Genomic DNA, 18,774 nt, shown 5'->3' on the forward strand with positions numbered 1-18,774 from the left:
ATAAAAGAATAATTTATTTTGCTATAAATTTATTATTAATTTTAGTTTTATGTTGGATTGATAAACTTATTTTATTTATTTCATCAATAAAATTATTATCTTTTTCTATATCTCAACCATTTTTTTGATCAATTTCTTTTGTTATTTTTTCCAATTCTATTTTGATTTCTTTTAAACTAGTTTTATTAATATTATTATTTAATCTTTTTTCAATATTTTGAATTTTTATATCAATTTCATAATATCAAGTGGTATCTACAACATTGCAAAGTGGTTCTTGTATTCAAGCATGGTACATTTTTCTTTCTTCAAATCCTTCTGGAAGTTTTATTTCTTCTTTAATTTCAGTAATTAATTTATATATACTTTTTATTTTTTTAACTTTACTATACATATCTTTTTATCTTCCTTTCAAAAAAATAAAAAACCCATATACTTTAAAAATTAAAATAATGAGTTGAAAACTTAAATTAAGTTTAAAAAATTATATCATAATATCTAGAATATTTGGTGTTAAATTTTTATACATATTTTTAAAATATAAAAAAATAGTTATAGATAAATAAAACTACTCAATTGAGTAGTTTTATTTATCTTCTTCAATTTTTACTGTCATTTCTTGATCATCAAAAACAAATTTAACTTTTTTATCATCTTTTTTATTAACAGCATCACTGGGTTTATCATTTTTTTTATTTTCAAATAAAGGTTTTGGTTTTTTCTTTAATTCTTTTTCATTTTTTAAATAATATTTTTGAACTATATCAAAAAGTTCATTATTTAAACTACCATCTTTATATCTCTTTTTAAATTTATAAAAATACTTATAACGCTTATCTAAAATTATTGATTTAATTTCATTAAAGAGTATAAAAGCATTTCTACTTGAAAATTTATAATTATTTTTACCTATTTTTACTAAATTATCACTTATAATATTATTTATTTTAAACTTAAATCTTTTTCTTTTAAAAAGAAAAATAACTAAAATAAAAATAAAAGTTAGCATTAATAATAATATTGATAATCCTATGATTATTCAGTCCTTTATTGAAAAATCTGATCAATTAACTAAAAACATTATATTTAAATTATTTTGCATATAAATAACCTCCTAAATTTTCTTAATATATAAATTTGCGTCATTTTATAAACAAGTTCTTCTTATCTTTTATTTTGGATAAATTACATTTAAAATTACACTTCCAATAACTAAAGGGTCATCATAAGTCATTTCAACTGTTAAAGTAGTTGGTTTAATGTTCATATTATTATATTTTAAATTACCTAAAATAATTTTTTCTTTTATTAAATTTGATTGTGGATTACTTTCAATTAGTCTCTCTTTAATAACCTCCTTTACAGTTTCTGGACTTGTCATTTTCAATTTGTCTTCAGGTTTTAATTGCAGATTTGTTTTGTTTTTGAAAATTACTGCTAAAGTTTGTTTATTATCACTAATTGATGATTGTTTAGAGATCGAATCATTTGATTTTTTTTTATTTTTTTCTTCCTCTTCTTCTTCTTTTTCTCCTTCTGTTTCGGCAATAGCTGTCATACCACCAGCAATGGTGGCTCCAATTAAAGCTGCAGAGCCGATAAGACCAGCAATAATTTTTGTTGATTTCTTCTTCTTTTTCTTTTCTTCTTCATCTTCTTCTGACATAAATTACAAACCTCTTTTCTAAGCCCTTAATTTTTTTCTAAGTCAATTTTACATGATTAAAAATAATCTATTAACATTTTACTTTTATTAGAGTAGAAATTTAAATAAACAATTAGTTGTATAAATTACTGATGTATTTTTTTATTTTTTGAAAATTAATAATCTTAAACATTAAAATAGTAATTATTATTACTTTTAATAAAGTTTTTTATCTTATTTTTTAAAGAACTTAGTAAAAATAAGATAAAATATTAATATTGCATTAAAGAAAAAGGTGAACGCATGTCATTTCAACAATTTAATTTACAACCATGACTAATTGAAAATTTAAAAAAAGAAAAACTAATTAATCCAACACCAGTCCAAACCGAAATTATTCCTTTAGCATTAACTAATAAAAACTTAATTATTAAAAGTGCTACTGGTAGTGGTAAAACTCATACTTATTTAATTCCAATTTTAAATAATTGTAATGTTACTTTAAAAGTAACACAAGCAGTTATTATTACACCTACTCGTGAACTTGCTCAACAAACGTTCAATTTTTTAAAAGCTTTAATCAAAGATCAAAATATTAGCATTGCTTGTTTAGTGGGTGGCAAAGATATTATTCGTCAAAGTAATAATTTAAGTAATAATCAACCACAAATTGTAATTGGAACTCCAACTAGATTAAAACGTTTATATGAACTTAATATGTTAGCAATTACTACTACTAACACTTTAGTTATTGATGAATGTGATATGTTATTTGATATGGGATTCATGGAAGATTTAGATTTTTTAATTACTAAAATGAATAAAAATACTCAAATTATGACTTTTTCAGCAACAATATTACCCCAACTAGTTACTTGATTAAAAAAATATATTACTAACGCTACTACAATTAGTATTGATAATAAATCTCAAAAAATTCAACATATTTTTATTAATCGTCATCATCAAGATAGTAAAAAACAACTACAATCATTATTAACAATGTTTGATCCTTATTTATGCTTAATTTTTGTTAATAACAAAGAAAATATTGAAGAAATTGCAAACGTCTTAATTGAAGAAAATAAAAAAGTAGCAATCTTACATGGTGGATTACCAGCACGAGAACGTTCTCAAACTTTTAAACGTATTAAAAATTTTGAATATCAATATGTTGTTTGTTCAGATATCGCAGCACGTGGTATTGATATTGAAGGGGTATCTCATGTTATCTCTTTACAATTACCGACAAATAATCTAGAATATTATTTTCATCGAGCAGGGCGAACAGGACGAGCTAACTATTCAGGTATTTCTTATGTATTTTATGATAAGAGTGATAATTCTACTATTCATAAGTTAAAAAATTTAAATGTTCCAATAGAATACTATAAAATTAAAGATAATAAGTTACTACCAGAAATTAGTAATGACAACATCGTTGCTCATAAACGAAAAATAGAAAGAAATAAAGAAGAGCAATATGTTATTAATCGCTTTAAAAAAAATAAAAATGTAACTCCTGGTTATAAGAAAAAATTTAATAAAGATTTAGAAGCAATAAAAAAAGAAACAAGAAAACAACACATTAAAGCATCAATTAAGAAAATTAAAAAAACACAAGCAATTGCAAGAAGAAAAAAACTTTTTGATGAAAATTAATAATGAAAGAGGAAGCAAGATGGAAAATGACAAATTAATTATTGGATCTCATGTTTCAATGAAAGCACCAAAATATTTATTGGGTGCTCTTGAAGAGGCTCTAAGTTATAATGCCAATACGTTTATGTTTTATACAGGTGCTCCACAAAATACAATTCGTAAACCAACCAAAGCATTATTTATTAAAGAATTTACAGAAAAACTAATTGAAAAAAATATTGATATTAATAATCTTATTGTTCATGCTCCTTACATTATTAATCTGGCTAATAGTATTAACAAAAGTACTTACCAATTATCAGTAGATTTCTTACGACAAGAAATAATTCGCTGTCAAGATATTGGCATTAAAACTTTGGTTTTACATCCAGGTAGCGCTGTTGGTTCTTTACCACAAACTGCTTTAGAACAAATTGTTAAAGGACTAAATGCAGCATGTTTAGAAAAACAAACTGTAAAAATTGCTTTGGAAACAATGTCAGGAAAAGGTAGTGAAGTAGGAACTACTTTTGAACAACTTCAATATATTATTAATAATGTAAAAAGACCCGAACTAATTGGTGTTTGTTGAGATACTTGTCACTTATCTGATGCTGGTTATGATCTTAATAATAATTTAGAACAAATAATACAAAAATTTGATCAACTTATTGGATTAGATAAATTATTAGTTATTCATGTTAATGATTCTAAAAACCCAATCAATGCTCATAAAGATCGTCATGCTAACTTAGGAATGGGTTATCTTGGTTTTCAAACTTTAATTAACATTATTTATCATCCATTGTTGCTTACTAAAATAAAAATTTTAGAAACGCCATGAATTAATGGTCATCCACCTTATTTACATGAAATTAAAATGATAAGAACAAAAAAATATAATAAAGAAATTTTAGAATCATTAGGAACTAGCAAATAATGAAAAGAATTGGCATTTTTGGTGGAACTTTTGATCCATTTCATAATCAACATTTAAACATTGCAAATACAGCTTATCATAAACTTTCACTTGATGAAGTTTGAATTTTACCAACAAAACAAAATCCGTTAAAAGATAGTGTCAGTGCCAGCGATCAACAAAGAGTCGATATGATTAATTTAGTTATTAAAAACTATTCTTGAATAAAATTAAATTATTATGAACTAACAAGTAAGCAACCTAGTTATACTATTAATACTATTAACTACTTTATTGAAAACTATCCAAATCACAAATTCTTTTTTATTATTGGTTCTGATAATTTATATACCTTAAATAAATGACAAGGAATTGAACAGTTAATTAATTTAGTTAAAATTATTGTTGTTAATCGCCCTCATTATCGTAAAACATTAGAACTAATGTCAAAATACAAATGTCAAAATTTAGTAGTTCGACCAAGCAGTGATATTAGCTCTGCCAAAATTAGAAATGGTGAAATTATTAATCAAATCGATATTAAAATTAATGATTATATTAACAATAATTTAATATATAGTTATGAGCGTTTAAAAGCAAATTTGGATAACAATAGAACTGAACATTGTATTAATGTTGGTAAAATGGCTGCTAAATTAGCAATCCATTATAACGAAGATGCTAATAAAGCCCTAATTGCTGGAACTTATCATGACCTTTGCAAACAATGAAGTAAAAATAAAATGACTAAATTTTTAACAAAATATAATAAAGAAATTTTACAAGAACCATTTCCAGTTTGACATGGTTATGTAGCAGCATTGTATTTAAAAAATCATTATCAGTACCATGATGATTTAGTTCTTCATGCAATTGCTAAACACACTACTGGTGCAAACGAAATGAAAACTTTAGAATTAATAGTATTATTAGCAGATAAAATATCAATTGAACGTAACCATTATTATGTTGAAGAATTAAGAAAACTTGCCTTTCAAGATTTAACTGTTGCTTTTAAATACTATCTAGAAATTTTAAAAAAGCATTTACTAGAGCAAAAAAACCATTAAATAATAAGTTTTTAACAATATATGAAGCGTGAAGTAATAAAAATTAACAAATAGTATCTATAGTAAAATACTTATTTATTAATTATTTAATATATAATATTAAAGAAAAGGGAAGTATAACTTAAAACAGAAGATGTATTTGTTCAGTAATGATTGCAAAATTGAATACTGATATTTATTAAGTGATTGATTTAAAAAACCAGAATATAAAGATACTTTAAATTATATAATAGATAGTAATTGTCGTAATTTTTTTAATTATATTCCATTAAAAGAATTGGGTTTACCACTATAACAAATAAAAATAAATTATTAATAAGGAGAACAAATATTATGTCCAAAAAAAATAAAACAAAAATTACTGATTCGCCGACAAAAGAAAATACAACAGCAAAAATAAAAAAAAGCGTGACTGATTATAATGAATTAAAAATAAAAAAAAGTGGTTTCTTAAGCGCAGTTATTAAATACTTTAAAAAATATCCACTACTTTATCTAATTGCAATACTAACCACTATTGCTTCTTCAATAATTTCAGTAATTATTCCTAAAATTACTAATAATTTTTTAGCTACCCCCGATGGTTTTCAATGAGAAAAAATTACTACTTTAGCTTATATTTTAATTAGTTTACAAATTGCATCAGGATTATTTATGTACTTTCGTAATTTAACAGGAAGCATCATTGGTGTTAAAGTTGAAATTGAATATCGAAATAAAGTTTTAAAACATTTACTAGATTTAGATATGTCATATTATGAAGATCGCAAAATTGGTGACACTTTAACAAAACTAATTAGTGATACTAGTGTTATTGGTGAAAATATGCAATCTATTACTTTAACTATGCTTAGTTCAATTGTGACTTTTTTTGGTTCAATTTACGTTATTTTTTCTTTAAATTGACAATTATCATTAATTGTTTTAGGTATTGTTTTATCAATTTTAATAATATCAGTATTAAATGTTCAAATTATTCGTTATTTAAACTATAAATGAAGAAAAGTTTACACTGAAGTTAATGCTGATATTACTGATCGACTAAATACTATTACTTTAATTAAAAGTAATGCTACAGAAAAAAGTGAAAATAAAAGATTTTCTAATGAACATCTTAAATATTATCAAGCAGCAAAAAAAACTATTACTTTTGAAAGTTTTACTAGAGCATTACTAATTACATTACTAACAGGAATTAACATTGTTGGTTTAGTTGCTGGTTTCATGTTTGTAAGTAAACACATCATTAGTGTTTCAACACTAATTGCTTTTCTGTTAGCAGTCAACACTTTAATTTTCCCAGTTATTCAAAGTATTCAATTCTTAGGTAATTGAGCTAAAACATCAACTTCAATTTTAAGAGTTAATGAAATTCTTAATATTAAACCAAAAATAGTTAATAAAGAAAAAGCCTTACCAGTAAAACAAATTACTAGTGATATTATTTTTGAAAATGTTAATTTCCGCTATGATGAAAAAGAAGACTGAATTTTAAATAACTTCTCTTTCACTTTTGAAAAAGGTAAAAGTTATGCTATTGTTGGTGCAACTGGTGTTGGAAAAACTACTATTTCTAAGTTATTACTACGTTACTATGACCTTGCTGAAGGAAGAATTTTAATTAATAATAATACTGATTTACGTGATATTGACTTAGCACAATACTTACATCATATTGGCTATATTGAACAAGATCCACAAATTTTATTTGGCACATTTGCCGAAAACATTAGTTATACTAAGCAAGGAGCAACTTTAGAAGAAATCAAAATTGCTGCAAGTAAAGCTAACTTACATGATTACATTGAACAATTACCTAATGGTTATAATACAATTTTAGGTGAACGTGGGATTAACTTATCTGGTGGTCAAAAACAAAGAGTAGCTATTGCTCGTATCTTTTTAAAAAATCCAGAACTATTAATTTTAGATGAAGCTACTAGTGCTTTAGATAATATTGTCGAAAAGGAAATACAAGCACAATTTAATAAATTAATGATTGGTCGTACTAGTATTATTATTGCCCATCGTTTATCAACAATTAAAACTGTTGATAAGATTTTAGTTTTAGAAAAAGAAAAAGGTTTAGTTCAAGTTGGTACTTTTGATGAATTAAAAGTTAAAGAAGGTCACTTTAAACATTTATATGAAGCTGGAATTATGGGGTAAAATTTTTAATGAATGGAATGGCAACCCTTTTTAGGACTATTTTTTGGTAGACATTTGTTTTTGATAACTAATTGGAGTTAGGTAGTTTAGAGTACTGTTAATTCTTATGTTGTTATATCAATTGATGTAATCAAATAATTCTAATTTTAATTGGATTAATGATGTAAAATTTTTATCATTAATAAATTCAATTTTGAAAGTTTTAAAAGTTGCTTCAGCAACAGCATTGTCATAAGGACATCCTTTTTTGCTTAAAGATCGAGTTATGTTGAAAGCTAATAAAAGTTTATCAATAGTTTTATTATTGAATTCATTACCGCGATCAGTATGAAATATTTCAATATCTTTTAAACAGTGATTTGATTGCATAAATGCTTGATATACTAATGATGCATCTTTTTTAACTCCAACACTATGTCCAATAATTTCGCGGTTAAATAGGTCGATTAATAGGCAAATATAGTTTCATTTACCATTAACTTGAACATAAGTTAAATCACTAACAATAACTTCATTTTTAATTCTATTATTAAAGTTTCTATTAACAAGATTGGTTATTTGACTATCATTGACTTTATTATGATAATTTTTGAATGATAATTTAGTTTATTTTGATATTAAATTATGCTTATTCATAATTTCTTTAATTTTTCTGCGTGATAAATAAATTTCTTGGTTTGCTAGTATGAATTTTAATCTTCTAGTACCATAAACTTCTTTATTTTCTTTAAAAGCACTAATAACAGCTTGTTCATAAATATTATTTTGAATTTTATTTTTTTTCTTTAAATTAAAATAATATGTTGATTTAGAGAGTTTTAAAAAATGACACATTGTGCGAATTTTATATTTAGATTTATTATTTGCAATAATCTCTACTTTCTGCCTATTATTAGTGCTGCTTGCTTTAAAATATCAATTTCCATTCGTAACTGTTTTAATTCTTTATTTGCTTGAATTAATTGTTTTTCTAAATCTGAAAGATTATCTTTAGTTTTAAAACTACCTGAATTAGTAAATTGCTTAATTCAATTGTAAGTAGCTGCTCTTGTAACATTGTATTCTTTAACAAGGCAAGATACTGATTTGCCACTTTGATATAAAGCTACTATTTGTTTTTTAAATTCATCTGAATATGAGTTAATAGTGACCATAATTATAATTCCTTTCTTTTAACTAATTTGTTCACTTGTCTATGTAATTAGTGTCCAATAAAGTGTAACCCATCCAGAACCATTAATATTCCCATATTTAAATTAAAAAATAAAATTAATATTTTCAAATTTAGTAAGGAATATAATAATATGAAAAATAATAATTCCTATGAAGATAAACTTAATGCAATAGTTAAATTAGAAAGTTATATATTTGAATATATAGATTTTTTTGCTTCAGTTTTATTAAATGAGGCTTCTAAAGAAAAAAAGTGATCTTATGATCAAAAACAAATACAAAAATTACTAAATGCTAGAGTTAATATTACAAGTATTAGTAATGATTTAATTATATTAGAAAAATCTAAATGTAGTATTATCACTAATATTAGAACTTTAGTAAATTATTTATATGATGTGTATGAACTTGTTTATTTTTCTTTTGAAATTTTAAACATATATAAAAGTAAAAATTTAACTAAAAAAAATAAAAGTAAAATAAATAAAATTAAAAATAATTTTGAGAAATTAAATATTATTTTTTGATTAAAATTTATGCGTAATTTATTAACACATAGTATTTTTATGCAAGGTTACAATTCAGAAAAAAAGCAAGTATCATATGAAAATTTAAAAACATAATTAAATTTTGCAGTTAAAAATAATTTAATTATGTTATCTGAAAAACAGATTTTTAATAAAAACAAAATTATTAATCAACAACTAAAAAAAATGGATTATGATAATTTAATTATTAATAGTTTTATTCATTATTTTAAAATAGTTAATGATAATGAAAGAAGTACATGAATTTTAAATCTTATTAAAGAAGAAAAAATGGAAAAATATATTTCAATCAATCAAATAAATTCAAATCCTAATTATTTATGAATTTGAGTTGATACTAATTATAATTATTATGAATTTATTGATAATAGAAAAAATTATATATTTATTTTTGGATTTAATGTTATTAAAACATTAAAATTATTTGTAGAAGAAATTTGCAAAATTTTAAATCAAATTTTAACAGAATTAAAAGCTCCTAGACTAGTAATAAGTACTGAAAATTTTCAAATTAAATCTTTTTTTGAATCTATGAGAAAAGTTAAATAAATATTTAACTCATAATTGTAGAATTTCGCTAAAAGTACTATAATATAAATAACGATAGTTTAATATCGTTATAATTTTAATGATGATATAAACTTTATATCTTTATTAAAATTATATATTAACTTTAAAGGTATAAAATATGAGAAAAACAATAAATATTTTAACAGTTGGTATTTTTTCACTAGCAACAAGTACCACTATTTTAACTAGTGTGAATCACTTTAATAGTAGCAAAAATGATTTACAAAAAGCAAACGCCACTACTAATCAAACATCATTATTTAATAATCAATATCAATATTTAAATAATAGTGACTGAATTACTAACCAATCAACAACCGATCATAAATTTTATAGTTATGATACTTCAGCATTAAAAAGTTATACTTTTACCAATGCTAGAAACGTCTTCTTAGTAGATACAACAGGTAACCTAGTTTATAATACCAAAGTTACTATTCCTAATGAAGATAAATTAAATATTGAAAATACAAAACAAGAAATGAACAGCCACAAAAAAGTAACATCACTTAAAAGCAATCCTAATTATTCTGATGCTTACAATTTTAGTGAATATCAACAAAATAATTTTATTGGTGACAATAATTGAACATATTTACAATTTGGTGGTCTTGAACAAAATATTGATATTTCTAACATTGCTGGTGCTTCTAAAATTGAAAATAATAACAATCTTAGTGAGAACTTAGGATTATATTACATTGCTGATGCTGCTATTAATAATAAAATTTCTTTAGCAATAGCTTATAATATTAGTCAACAATTCATTAATAAAAGCAGTTTAAACAAACTAATTAGTAACCAATTAACAAATAATATTATTAACTTAATTGTTGAAAATAATAACATCTTTAACTTTATTAAAAATTCACCCCTTTTCCTAAATATAAAAGATTATTCATTAAATTTTATTTTTGATAATGATAATAACTTAGTAGCAATTTACTATACAAAATGAAATGTCCAAAATATAAAAAAAAGTATTAACTATCATTATAAAGAAGACTTTAGCAATATTAATAAAAATGATTGATCAAAAAATAGTGATCAACAAATCATTTTAAATTGAACTAAATATGCAAAAAATTGAGAACAATTTTCACAACTTTATCCTAAATTTAATTTTAATAATTCTAAACTATCAATTAATAATATGGGTACATATAAAGAAAATAATAATCTTACTGGTGATACTAATAATATTACTACTAATAAAAATATTAAATATGAACTACAAAATCCTTATAATGTTGTAGCAATTTCTGATCTTATTATTCAACTTCCAATTATTGAACTTTATGTATACCATGATGATAATAATATTTATTATCAATGAAATGCACGTGTTACTTCATCACCAAATTTAATTGCTGGTTGTAGTTTAGCAATTGATTTAGATAATATTAGTTTTCAATTTAAAAAATAATTAAATTTAATATATAAAAAATAATGCCTTAATTAAGGCATTATTTTTACAATGAATGTTGTCGTCTTACACTACTTTGATTAGATGCTGATGGTTGGTTTTCTGCCATTTGATTAGAATTATTAATTAAATATTCTTCGTGAATTTCTAAACACTCAACTTTAAGGTTTTCAATTCTTTTTAAAAATTCTGGATTATTAGATGTTTTATATTTTCTAGCATTACGTCAATTATAATCTTGACCTGTGACATCTATTTTTTCTTTTACTTCATTAAGTTCTGACATAATTGACATTAATTGTTTAATATTAGGATTTGTTTTTGACTTCTCCTCGTTTAATTGTTGTTTAATATATTGTACTAGTCCAGCTGTTTGCATATAGGCAAGAGTTCCTACAGAATCTGAAATATCACCTAATATTTCTTTTTTAGTTTTATCAATTCTTCTTTCTACTTCAATTTTATTTTCAATTTCGAGGCTTTTTAATAATCTGTGTATCTTTGTTTTACAAAGTTACTAATTTAGATTAATTCTGTCTTCAAATTTTATCATAAAATGAGCAATTGCTGTATTTCAATTTTGAATAGGCAATGTTCATTTTTTTGTTATATTTTCAATTGCCAAGTAAAATATTTTGAAAACTGCCATATCATTAGGAAAAACTTTTTTATTTCTGATGATTTTTCGTAATTGACTATTAACAGATTCAATAGCATTTGTAGTATAAATCACTCTTTTGATTTCTACTGGATAACTAATAAAAACCATTAAATTATCTCAATTTTTATATCAAGATTTAGTAATTTGAGGATATTGTTTATTTCATTTACTTTCAAACGATTCTAAAGCTTGCATTGCTTGTTCTTCACTACATGCACTATAAATTGGTTTTAAATCTGAAACTAGACCTTTTCGATGTTTGTATGAAACATATTTTAAACTATTTCTAATTTGATGAACAATGCATAATTGATGTTCTGTTTTAGGATAAACTGATTGTATTGCTTCTGACATGCCTGTTAAATTATCACTACAAGCAATAAGAATATCATTTAAGCCACGATTTTTCATTTCTGTGAAATTAGATAATCAAAACTTAGAACCTTCATTTTCACTAATTCATAATCCTAAAACATCTTTTTTGCCTTCTAAATCAACTCCTAATGCTATATAAACTGATTTGTTAATAATCCGTTTATCTTGTCGTACTTTAACTACTATACAATCAAAATAAACAATAGGATAAATACTTTCTAATGGTCGATTTTGTCATGCTTTAACATCATCAATAACATCATCAGTAATTTGACTAATAACACTTTCACTAATATCAGCACCATGATATAACTCTTGCAACTGCATTCTAATGTCAGATAATGTCATTCCTTTTGCATACAAGGAAAGAACTTGTTGATCAAAACCATCAAATCTTCTTTGCCTTTTAGGAACTATTACAGGAGTAAAATTACTATTGCGATCTCTTGGTACATCAATTTCAATTTTACCTTGTTGAGTTATTAATTTTTTTGAACTTGTACCATTACGAGCATTTTCAGTAGTACTATGTTGATTTTTTTCATATCCTAAATAATTTTGCATTTAAGAATTCAACATTTTTTCAACTAATCTTTTTGTTAATTCTTTATATAAACCGCCAGGTTTAAAAACTGTTGTTAAATCTTCAGTATTTTCTAGTAATAAATCTACTGCTTTTGATATTGGATCATTATTATTAAAGTTATCTTTTTTAGCCATCTGTAACTCACTCTTTCTAGTCATTTAATTATATTTACTAGAATTAATTAAACATAGTTATTTTTGTAAGTTACACAGATTACTAAACATTTCCTCAATTTCTTCTAATAAACCTTCAATTTCATTCATTAATTCTTTTTGATCTGTAATAATATTCATAATTTTTATCTTCCTTTTCACATATAATTTTAATTTAATAAAACCTAGTATAGTTAAATTACTATACTAGGTATGAACAATTATTAAATTATAAATACTATTATAACTATAAAATAAAAATTACGCAATCAACTATTATTTATTATTTTTAAATTTTCTAATTATTTTTTGATCTAATATCATAAATAATCATTATATATGTTCTTTTTCTATTCAAGTTAAAATATCTTCTAAAATAATATTAATATTGGGTTCATTTAAAATCGCATGATTACCTTCTTCATAAAAACTATAAGTTATCCCTTGTCTTCAACGTTTATTATTTTTTGCAATTTTATCAAAATCAGCAAATATATCTTTTGCAGATTGAACAATCAAAACCGGACATTTAGCACTATTAAGATTTTTTGGTACTTGTTTACTTAATTTTTGTGCTTGTAAGGAAAATAATAATGTAAATTTCATATTAGTCATTGCTCTAATTTTCCCTTTTTTAATATAATTAGAATTAATAGAAATTGTTTCCATATCAAAAGTAATAGGTAATGGATGATGTTTATAAAATAGAAATCCTCAAATTGCATGACAAACTAATGAAGGTTTTATTTTAAATATTTGTTTCTTAGTAACAAAATTAGTTAAAATTGCACCATCAATCATTTTTGGTAATCTTTTAATTGCTAATGCTGTTAATGCAGAACCTAATGATTCACCCATTAATAAAATTTTTTTATTAGGATAACGTTCATTCAAAACCGTTATAATATCTTTAATATCATTAATAGTTGTTCCTAAAGTATGATATTTTCATTTTTCATTTTCTCCTCAACCTCGTTGATCAAAACTTAAAAATGAAATACCATGTTTAGTAAAAAACTTAGCAGCTGTTTTAAAGTCTGTTAAAGAGGCACCCATACCATGAATACCAATAATAATATATTTACTATTATCAACAAATTTAAATTCAGTATGTAAAAAATAGTTATCCCTAGTGATGATTCCCTCGTTACTTCATTGTGGAAAATGACGATTCAGTTCTCAGTGATAATCAATATGGAAAATTTGATAAATTCTATATAAAATATAAAGTATTATTAACATAGCTAAAACTACGATAAGTATTGCTCATCAATAATGTTGCCAAAAATTATCCATAATAAATGATACCCTCCAATAATATATAAATACTTATTAATATTTTATCAAATTAATTTTATTTTTATTAAAACAAAACCTTAAATGGTTTTGTTTTAATAAAAATATTTATTTCTTAGTGACTTCAGCAATTAATTGACCAACCGTTACTTGTTCATCATCTTTTACTACTTGCTTTACAACATAACCTTCCATTGTTTCATTAGTGAAAACAATTGGTGTTGTTACTTTTTTACCTTTATTCTTAACTTCTTGTAAATTAGCAACTACCATTACTTCTGATTTTTTAATTGGTTTACCTTGTTCAACTTTAATATCAAAGCCCTTACCAGCTAATTCAACAGTATCAATACCAATATGAACTAAACATTCAATACCTGTATTTACATCTTTAATACCATAAGCATGTCCTGTATTAAATACTGTTGCTAATTTTCCATCAAATGGTGATACAAATTCAACTCCATCTTTACCTTTATATTCAGGAATAATAGCAAAACCAGTCCCTAACATTTCCTGAGCAAATACTGGATCTTCAACTTTACTAAGGTTAATAACTTTACCAGTAACTGGTGCATAAATTAATAAAGGTAATTGTTTTTTTTTCTTGAAAAACATATGTCGATTCTCCTCAAAATTATGTAAATTAGATGTTTATAATTTTAACATTAAATAATGTAACTTTAAAAATAAATAATATTTTTATTTTTTTGATAAAAATTTTTCTACTAATGATTTAACTTCTTCATTGGTTTCACATTGTAATGCTTTTGATGCTAATATTTCTGTATCCTTTTTATTTAAAGTACTAATAATTTTTCTAGTTTCTAAAACACTAGATGCAGACATTGAAAATTCATCTAGCCCTAGACCAACTAGTAGTGGAACAGCAATTTTATCACCAGCCATTTCACCACACATGGCAACAGGACGATTATATTTATGTCCACCATCAATTGTCATCTTAATCAAACGTAAAATTGATGGATGATATGGTTGATATAAATAAGACACTTTTTCTGACATACGATCAGCGGCTAAACTATATTGAATTAAATCATTAGTTCCAATTGAAAAGAAATCCGCATATTTAGCAAATATTTCTGCATTAACTGCTGCTGCTGGAATTTCAATCATCATTCCAACTTGAATATCATCACTAACTTTAACTTTTTCTTTAATTAATTCTTTTTTGCAAGTTTCATATAATGATTTAGCTGCTTTAAATTCTTCAACAGTAGCAATCATTGGAAACATAATAGCTAATTTACCAAAAGCTGAAGCACGAATTAAAGCACGTAACTGAGTTTTAAAAATATCTTTACGATCTAAACACAAACGAATGGCACGATAACCAAGGAAAGGATTCATTTCTTTTGGTAAATCTAAATATGATAATTCTTTATCACCACCAATATCTAAAGTTCTAATAACAACTTTATGTTTAGTAGCAGACAATACTTTTTTATATTCTTCAAATTGAATATCTTCACTTGGAAAATCACTACTTTCCATATAAAGAAATTCACTTCTAAAAAGTCCTACTCCTTGTGCATCATATTCAATTGCTTTAATCATATCTTTAGGTGAACCAATATTTGCTTCTAACTTTACTTCATGATTATCACTGGTTTTAGTTAATTTACCTTTAAATACTAATAATTCTTTTTGTTCTTCAATTCATGCGTTTTGTTTAGCAACTCATTTATTTTTTTCACTACTATTTAAATCAATTTCAATTTCACCAGTATTACCATCTAATACACAAAATTGATTATTTTTTACTTTTGTAGTAACATTTTTTAACCCAAGAACTGCTGGAATACCAAGACTACGAGCCATAATTGCTGCATGAGAAGTTCTACCACCAATATCACATAAAAATCCTTTAACAAACTTAGGATTCAATTGACTTGTTTCTGAAGGTGTTAGATCATGACTAACAATAATTGTTTCTTCTTTAATTGCACTTAAATCAATAGTTTTAATATTTAAAATTTTACGTAAAATTCGATCACGAACATCAATAACATCAGCAGCACGTTCACGAAAATAATCATCATCCATTGCTTGCAATGTTGCAATTGCTTTATTAGCAGTACTTTCTAAAGCATTAGCAGCATTATATTTTTCTTCTTTAATTAACTTTTCAGTATCTTCAATTAATACTGGATCAGTTGTTACTAAAAAATGAGCTTCAAAAACAGCGGCTTTTTCTTCACCCAAAGTTTTTGTTGTATTTTGGATGAGTTGTTTAATTTCATCACCTGCTATTTTTAAGGCATCATGTAACTTTTTAACTTCTCCTTCTATTTCTTTTTCATTAATTTTTTTAGGATTAGTTTTGATAGTTTCATGTTTTAAGATTAATGCTTTGGCTAGAGCAATGCCATTACTAGCACCAATACCTTTCATTTTTAACATTATATATATTTCACTCCTTATAAAATATGTTTATTAATAGTCTACTAAATTATAATAAAAAAAATGAAATATTGTATAAAATATTTATTATAATTTAAACTTTTTATAAATAAAAATGATTTTAATATTTTTAAATATTTTTCATATATTAATTCCTACTTTTAATTTCATTAAAAGTAGGAATCTTTTCACTATATTAATATAATTAGATAGTTACGCATTGGATAAGAGAACGATCATGATTATGATTATTATTAGGAATAAGAGATTCTCTATCTAAGTTATTTATATCTTGCACATCATTTTCATCTCATTCATTAATATTATTAATATGACCATTTATTCTTCTAGTAAGAAAACTTCTTCCATCACTAGCAGTATTTCCATTTGCTTGATTTATTATATTTGGTAATTCAGATAATACTTCATCAATAATCTTTTGTTGTTCTTTTTGTTTATATTTTAATTTAAAAGCTGGTTTCATTTTATTTGTTAAATTATATAAATCAGAACTAGTTACACCAAGTGCTGATAATACCATTCCTAATTTTGGAAATGTTTCTTTAAATTGAATTCAAGCTTTTTTTCAATCTCCTTTATTTTGTGTAACATCTGCTGCATAAGTTTTAATAGCATTAGTAATGGCGCTAATAAAAAGAAAACTAACGATAAAGACTCCTAATTGACTTAATTTATTTTGATTTTTAACTCAATTTTTAAATGATTGTAGCAATGTATGATCATTATTTTGAGGGCAAAAATAATTTTTTACTGGTTCAAAAATTGTATTTAATGCATTTTTAATAAAATATTCATTAACAAATCTCATTACTGTAGCACGAACAATAGTTGAAATAATATTATTAATTGATACTATATCTTCTGTATAAGATTCTCATGTTAATGTTTCAGCAGTATAAGCAGAAGAAGCAGTAATAACTAAATGATTTATTAATAATGTTGTTAAAAAAAAGTTAGTATTGAATAAACTATTTTTTATAATTTCTTTAATAGAATAGTCTTCATTTTTTAAATCAGTTTTTGATAATTTACTTAATTCATTTAAAAGTTCTTTTAAAAAATCATTACTGATTTCTGCACGAATTAAAGAATTAAATTTTTCAAAAGTAAATTCATCATTAAAATCAATATTTTTTAATTCATCTTTAATATGATTTATTACATCATTTTTTTTGATAATTGTTGACAAATTAGTACACAAATTATCTAAGTTCGAATTAATTTTATTTAATTTTTCATATTCTTTAAATTCTAAATGTTTTTCTAATTTATTAATAATAATTTCGAATGGTAAAATATTCATCTAATTCTTTTTTTGTGTTAATTGATTTGAAGGTAATAAATCAATAATACTTTTTAATCCAAATGGATAGTAAGATAAAAAATAAGATGTAAGTGTATCAACACCAGCCATAGCATAATTTTCAGGAATTTTTAATGATTCTCACATTCCTTTGCCTAATATTTCTAATTGTTCTATAAAAGTTTTACCTATTATAGACTTTTCTGATACTACAGCTATTGAAAAATATCTTTGTGCTACTCTAATTGAAATACCTGTTAATAATACAATTGGAGAAGATAAATATTCAATAGTTTTTCAACAACAATTATTTGAACTTATTTCACTTTCTTTTTTAATAAATTTTGGTAAATTTTCATAAATTTCTCCTAAATAATCAAAATATATTCTTGCTTTATTTTTATATTTTTGTTCATCACTATTTCATTATTATTTTCTACTCCCACCACTAAAGATTCCATATTTTGATTTCTTATACTGGCACTATTACCATTTATTGGACACATTTGTCTTTGCTTCTTTCCTTTTTAAACTTATATTAATAACACGTTTTCTCTATTATGTATAATTAAAATTTTATTGCATAAAGATTGAGAAAAGTTTCCAAAGATTTTTTAAACATATTTTAAAATTAACATAATATTTTCATTTTCTTTTTAAAGAAATATAGGTTTTATTTTGAAATTTTAATATTTATGTTAAATGTTCTATTTATATGTTTCTATATTAATTCAATTTGCTTATATTTCTTGATTTTATTCCAATATCTCTTTTTAAGAGAACTATTTAAATTAA

General features: G+C 23.5%; 18 protein-coding genes and 2 pseudogenes. 8 read left to right on the forward strand and 12 right to left on the reverse strand.

All coding sequences use genetic code 4. From position 1 onward, the window contains the following. Positions 1-13: 13 nt before the first annotated feature. The 3 genes from AACK94_RS05300 to AACK94_RS05310 form a co-directional block, all read right to left on the reverse strand. Complete coding sequence (locus AACK94_RS05300; RefSeq protein ID WP_338975402.1) at positions 14-394, reverse strand: hypothetical protein; 381 nt, start codon at positions 392-394, stop codon at positions 14-16. Positions 395-586: 192 nt separating this feature from the next. Further along, positions 587-1,102: a hypothetical protein gene (locus AACK94_RS05305; RefSeq protein WP_252320024.1), complete on the reverse strand. Its 516-nt coding sequence runs from the start codon at positions 1,100-1,102 to the stop codon at positions 587-589. A gap of 69 nt (positions 1,103-1,171) precedes the next feature. Continuing rightward, the gene (locus AACK94_RS05310; protein ID WP_338975403.1) at positions 1,172-1,666 is read right to left on the reverse strand and encodes a hypothetical protein; all 495 of its coding nucleotides are present in this window, start codon (positions 1,664-1,666) and stop codon (positions 1,172-1,174) included. A gap of 282 nt (positions 1,667-1,948) precedes the next feature. Here AACK94_RS05310 and AACK94_RS05315 point away from each other — a divergent pair, with 282 nt between their 5' ends. The 4 genes from AACK94_RS05315 to AACK94_RS05330 all read left to right on the forward strand — a co-directional run bounded on the left by AACK94_RS05315 (position 1,949) and on the right by AACK94_RS05330 (position 7,444). Next, positions 1,949-3,307 (forward strand): DEAD/DEAH box helicase, encoded by a 1,359-nt coding sequence (locus AACK94_RS05315; RefSeq protein WP_338975404.1) that lies wholly within the window; start codon positions 1,949-1,951, stop codon positions 3,305-3,307. 19 nt (positions 3,308-3,326) lie between these two features. Then, positions 3,327-4,226, forward strand: coding sequence for a deoxyribonuclease IV (locus AACK94_RS05320; RefSeq protein WP_338975406.1), 900 nt, complete (start codon positions 3,327-3,329; stop codon positions 4,224-4,226). Next, complete coding sequence (locus tag AACK94_RS05325; protein ID WP_338975407.1) at positions 4,226-5,275, forward strand: nicotinate-nucleotide adenylyltransferase; 1,050 nt, start codon at positions 4,226-4,228, stop codon at positions 5,273-5,275. The genes AACK94_RS05320 and AACK94_RS05325 overlap by 1 nt, the downstream gene beginning before the upstream one ends. Before the next feature lie 333 nt (positions 5,276-5,608). Further along, positions 5,609-7,444, forward strand: a complete 1,836-nt coding sequence (locus AACK94_RS05330; RefSeq protein ID WP_338975409.1) for an ABC transporter ATP-binding protein — start codon at positions 5,609-5,611, stop codon at positions 7,442-7,444. Positions 7,445-7,480: 36 nt separating this feature from the next. Here AACK94_RS05330 and AACK94_RS05335 read toward each other — a convergent pair. Beyond that, positions 7,481-8,598, reverse strand: a pseudogene (locus AACK94_RS05335) (IS3 family transposase). A gap of 150 nt (positions 8,599-8,748) precedes the next feature. Between AACK94_RS05335 and AACK94_RS05340 the strand changes: the two are divergent. The 3 genes from AACK94_RS05340 (at position 8,749) to AACK94_RS05350 (ending at position 11,161) form a co-directional block, all read left to right on the forward strand. After that, a complete protein-coding gene (locus AACK94_RS05340; RefSeq protein WP_338975411.1) occupies positions 8,749-9,240 on the forward strand; it encodes a hypothetical protein in 492 nt (163 codons plus the stop codon). A gap of 30 nt (positions 9,241-9,270) precedes the next feature. After that, the gene (locus tag AACK94_RS05345) at positions 9,271-9,714 is read left to right on the forward strand and encodes a hypothetical protein (protein WP_338975413.1); all 444 of its coding nucleotides are present in this window, start codon (positions 9,271-9,273) and stop codon (positions 9,712-9,714) included. A 139-nt stretch (positions 9,715-9,853) separates the two neighbouring features. Further along, the gene (locus tag AACK94_RS05350; protein WP_338975415.1) at positions 9,854-11,161 is read left to right on the forward strand and encodes a hypothetical protein; all 1,308 of its coding nucleotides are present in this window, start codon (positions 9,854-9,856) and stop codon (positions 11,159-11,161) included. A 46-nt stretch (positions 11,162-11,207) separates the two neighbouring features. On the opposite strand, the gene AACK94_RS05355 is transcribed toward AACK94_RS05350, so the two are convergent. From AACK94_RS05355 to AACK94_RS05385, 7 genes and pseudogenes are all read right to left on the reverse strand, one after another. Then, a complete protein-coding gene (locus AACK94_RS05355; RefSeq protein ID WP_338975417.1) occupies positions 11,208-11,540 on the reverse strand; it encodes a hypothetical protein in 333 nt (110 codons plus the stop codon). 138 nt (positions 11,541-11,678) lie between these two features. After that, positions 11,679-12,917, reverse strand: a pseudogene (locus tag AACK94_RS05360) (IS256 family transposase). Between the two features lie 351 nt (positions 12,918-13,268). After that, positions 13,269-14,231: an alpha/beta hydrolase gene (locus tag AACK94_RS05365; RefSeq protein ID WP_338975418.1), complete on the reverse strand. Its 963-nt coding sequence runs from the start codon at positions 14,229-14,231 to the stop codon at positions 13,269-13,271. Positions 14,232-14,339: 108 nt separating this feature from the next. Beyond that, positions 14,340-14,849: a PTS glucose transporter subunit IIA gene (locus AACK94_RS05370; protein ID WP_338975419.1), complete on the reverse strand. Its 510-nt coding sequence runs from the start codon at positions 14,847-14,849 to the stop codon at positions 14,340-14,342. Positions 14,850-14,933: 84 nt separating this feature from the next. After that, positions 14,934-16,658, reverse strand: coding sequence for a phosphoenolpyruvate--protein phosphotransferase (gene ptsP, locus AACK94_RS05375; RefSeq protein WP_422397408.1), 1,725 nt, complete (start codon positions 16,656-16,658; stop codon positions 14,934-14,936). Between the two features lie 202 nt (positions 16,659-16,860). Next, entirely contained in the window at positions 16,861-17,979 is a 1,119-nt protein-coding gene (locus AACK94_RS05380; RefSeq protein WP_338975422.1) for a hypothetical protein, read from the reverse strand. Beyond that, a complete protein-coding gene (locus AACK94_RS05385) occupies positions 17,980-18,126 on the reverse strand; it encodes a hypothetical protein (RefSeq protein ID WP_338975423.1) in 147 nt (48 codons plus the stop codon). 4 nt (positions 18,127-18,130) lie between these two features. Between AACK94_RS05385 and AACK94_RS05390 the strand changes: the two genes are divergently transcribed. Beyond that, on the forward strand, positions 18,131-18,340 hold the full coding sequence (locus AACK94_RS05390; protein WP_338975424.1) for a hypothetical protein: 210 nt from the start codon (positions 18,131-18,133) through the stop codon (positions 18,338-18,340). A gap of 7 nt (positions 18,341-18,347) precedes the next feature. On the opposite strand, the gene AACK94_RS05395 is transcribed toward AACK94_RS05390, so the two are convergent. Next, on the reverse strand, positions 18,348-18,485 hold the full coding sequence (locus AACK94_RS05395) for a hypothetical protein (protein ID WP_338975425.1): 138 nt from the start codon (positions 18,483-18,485) through the stop codon (positions 18,348-18,350). Between the last annotated feature and the right edge of the window lie 289 nt (positions 18,486-18,774).

This window comes from Spiroplasma endosymbiont of Monopis laevigella (genome assembly GCF_964019975.1).
Taxonomy (GTDB): Bacteria; Bacillota_I; Bacilli_A; order Mycoplasmatales; family VBWQ01; genus Spiroplasma_E; species Spiroplasma_E ixodetis_A.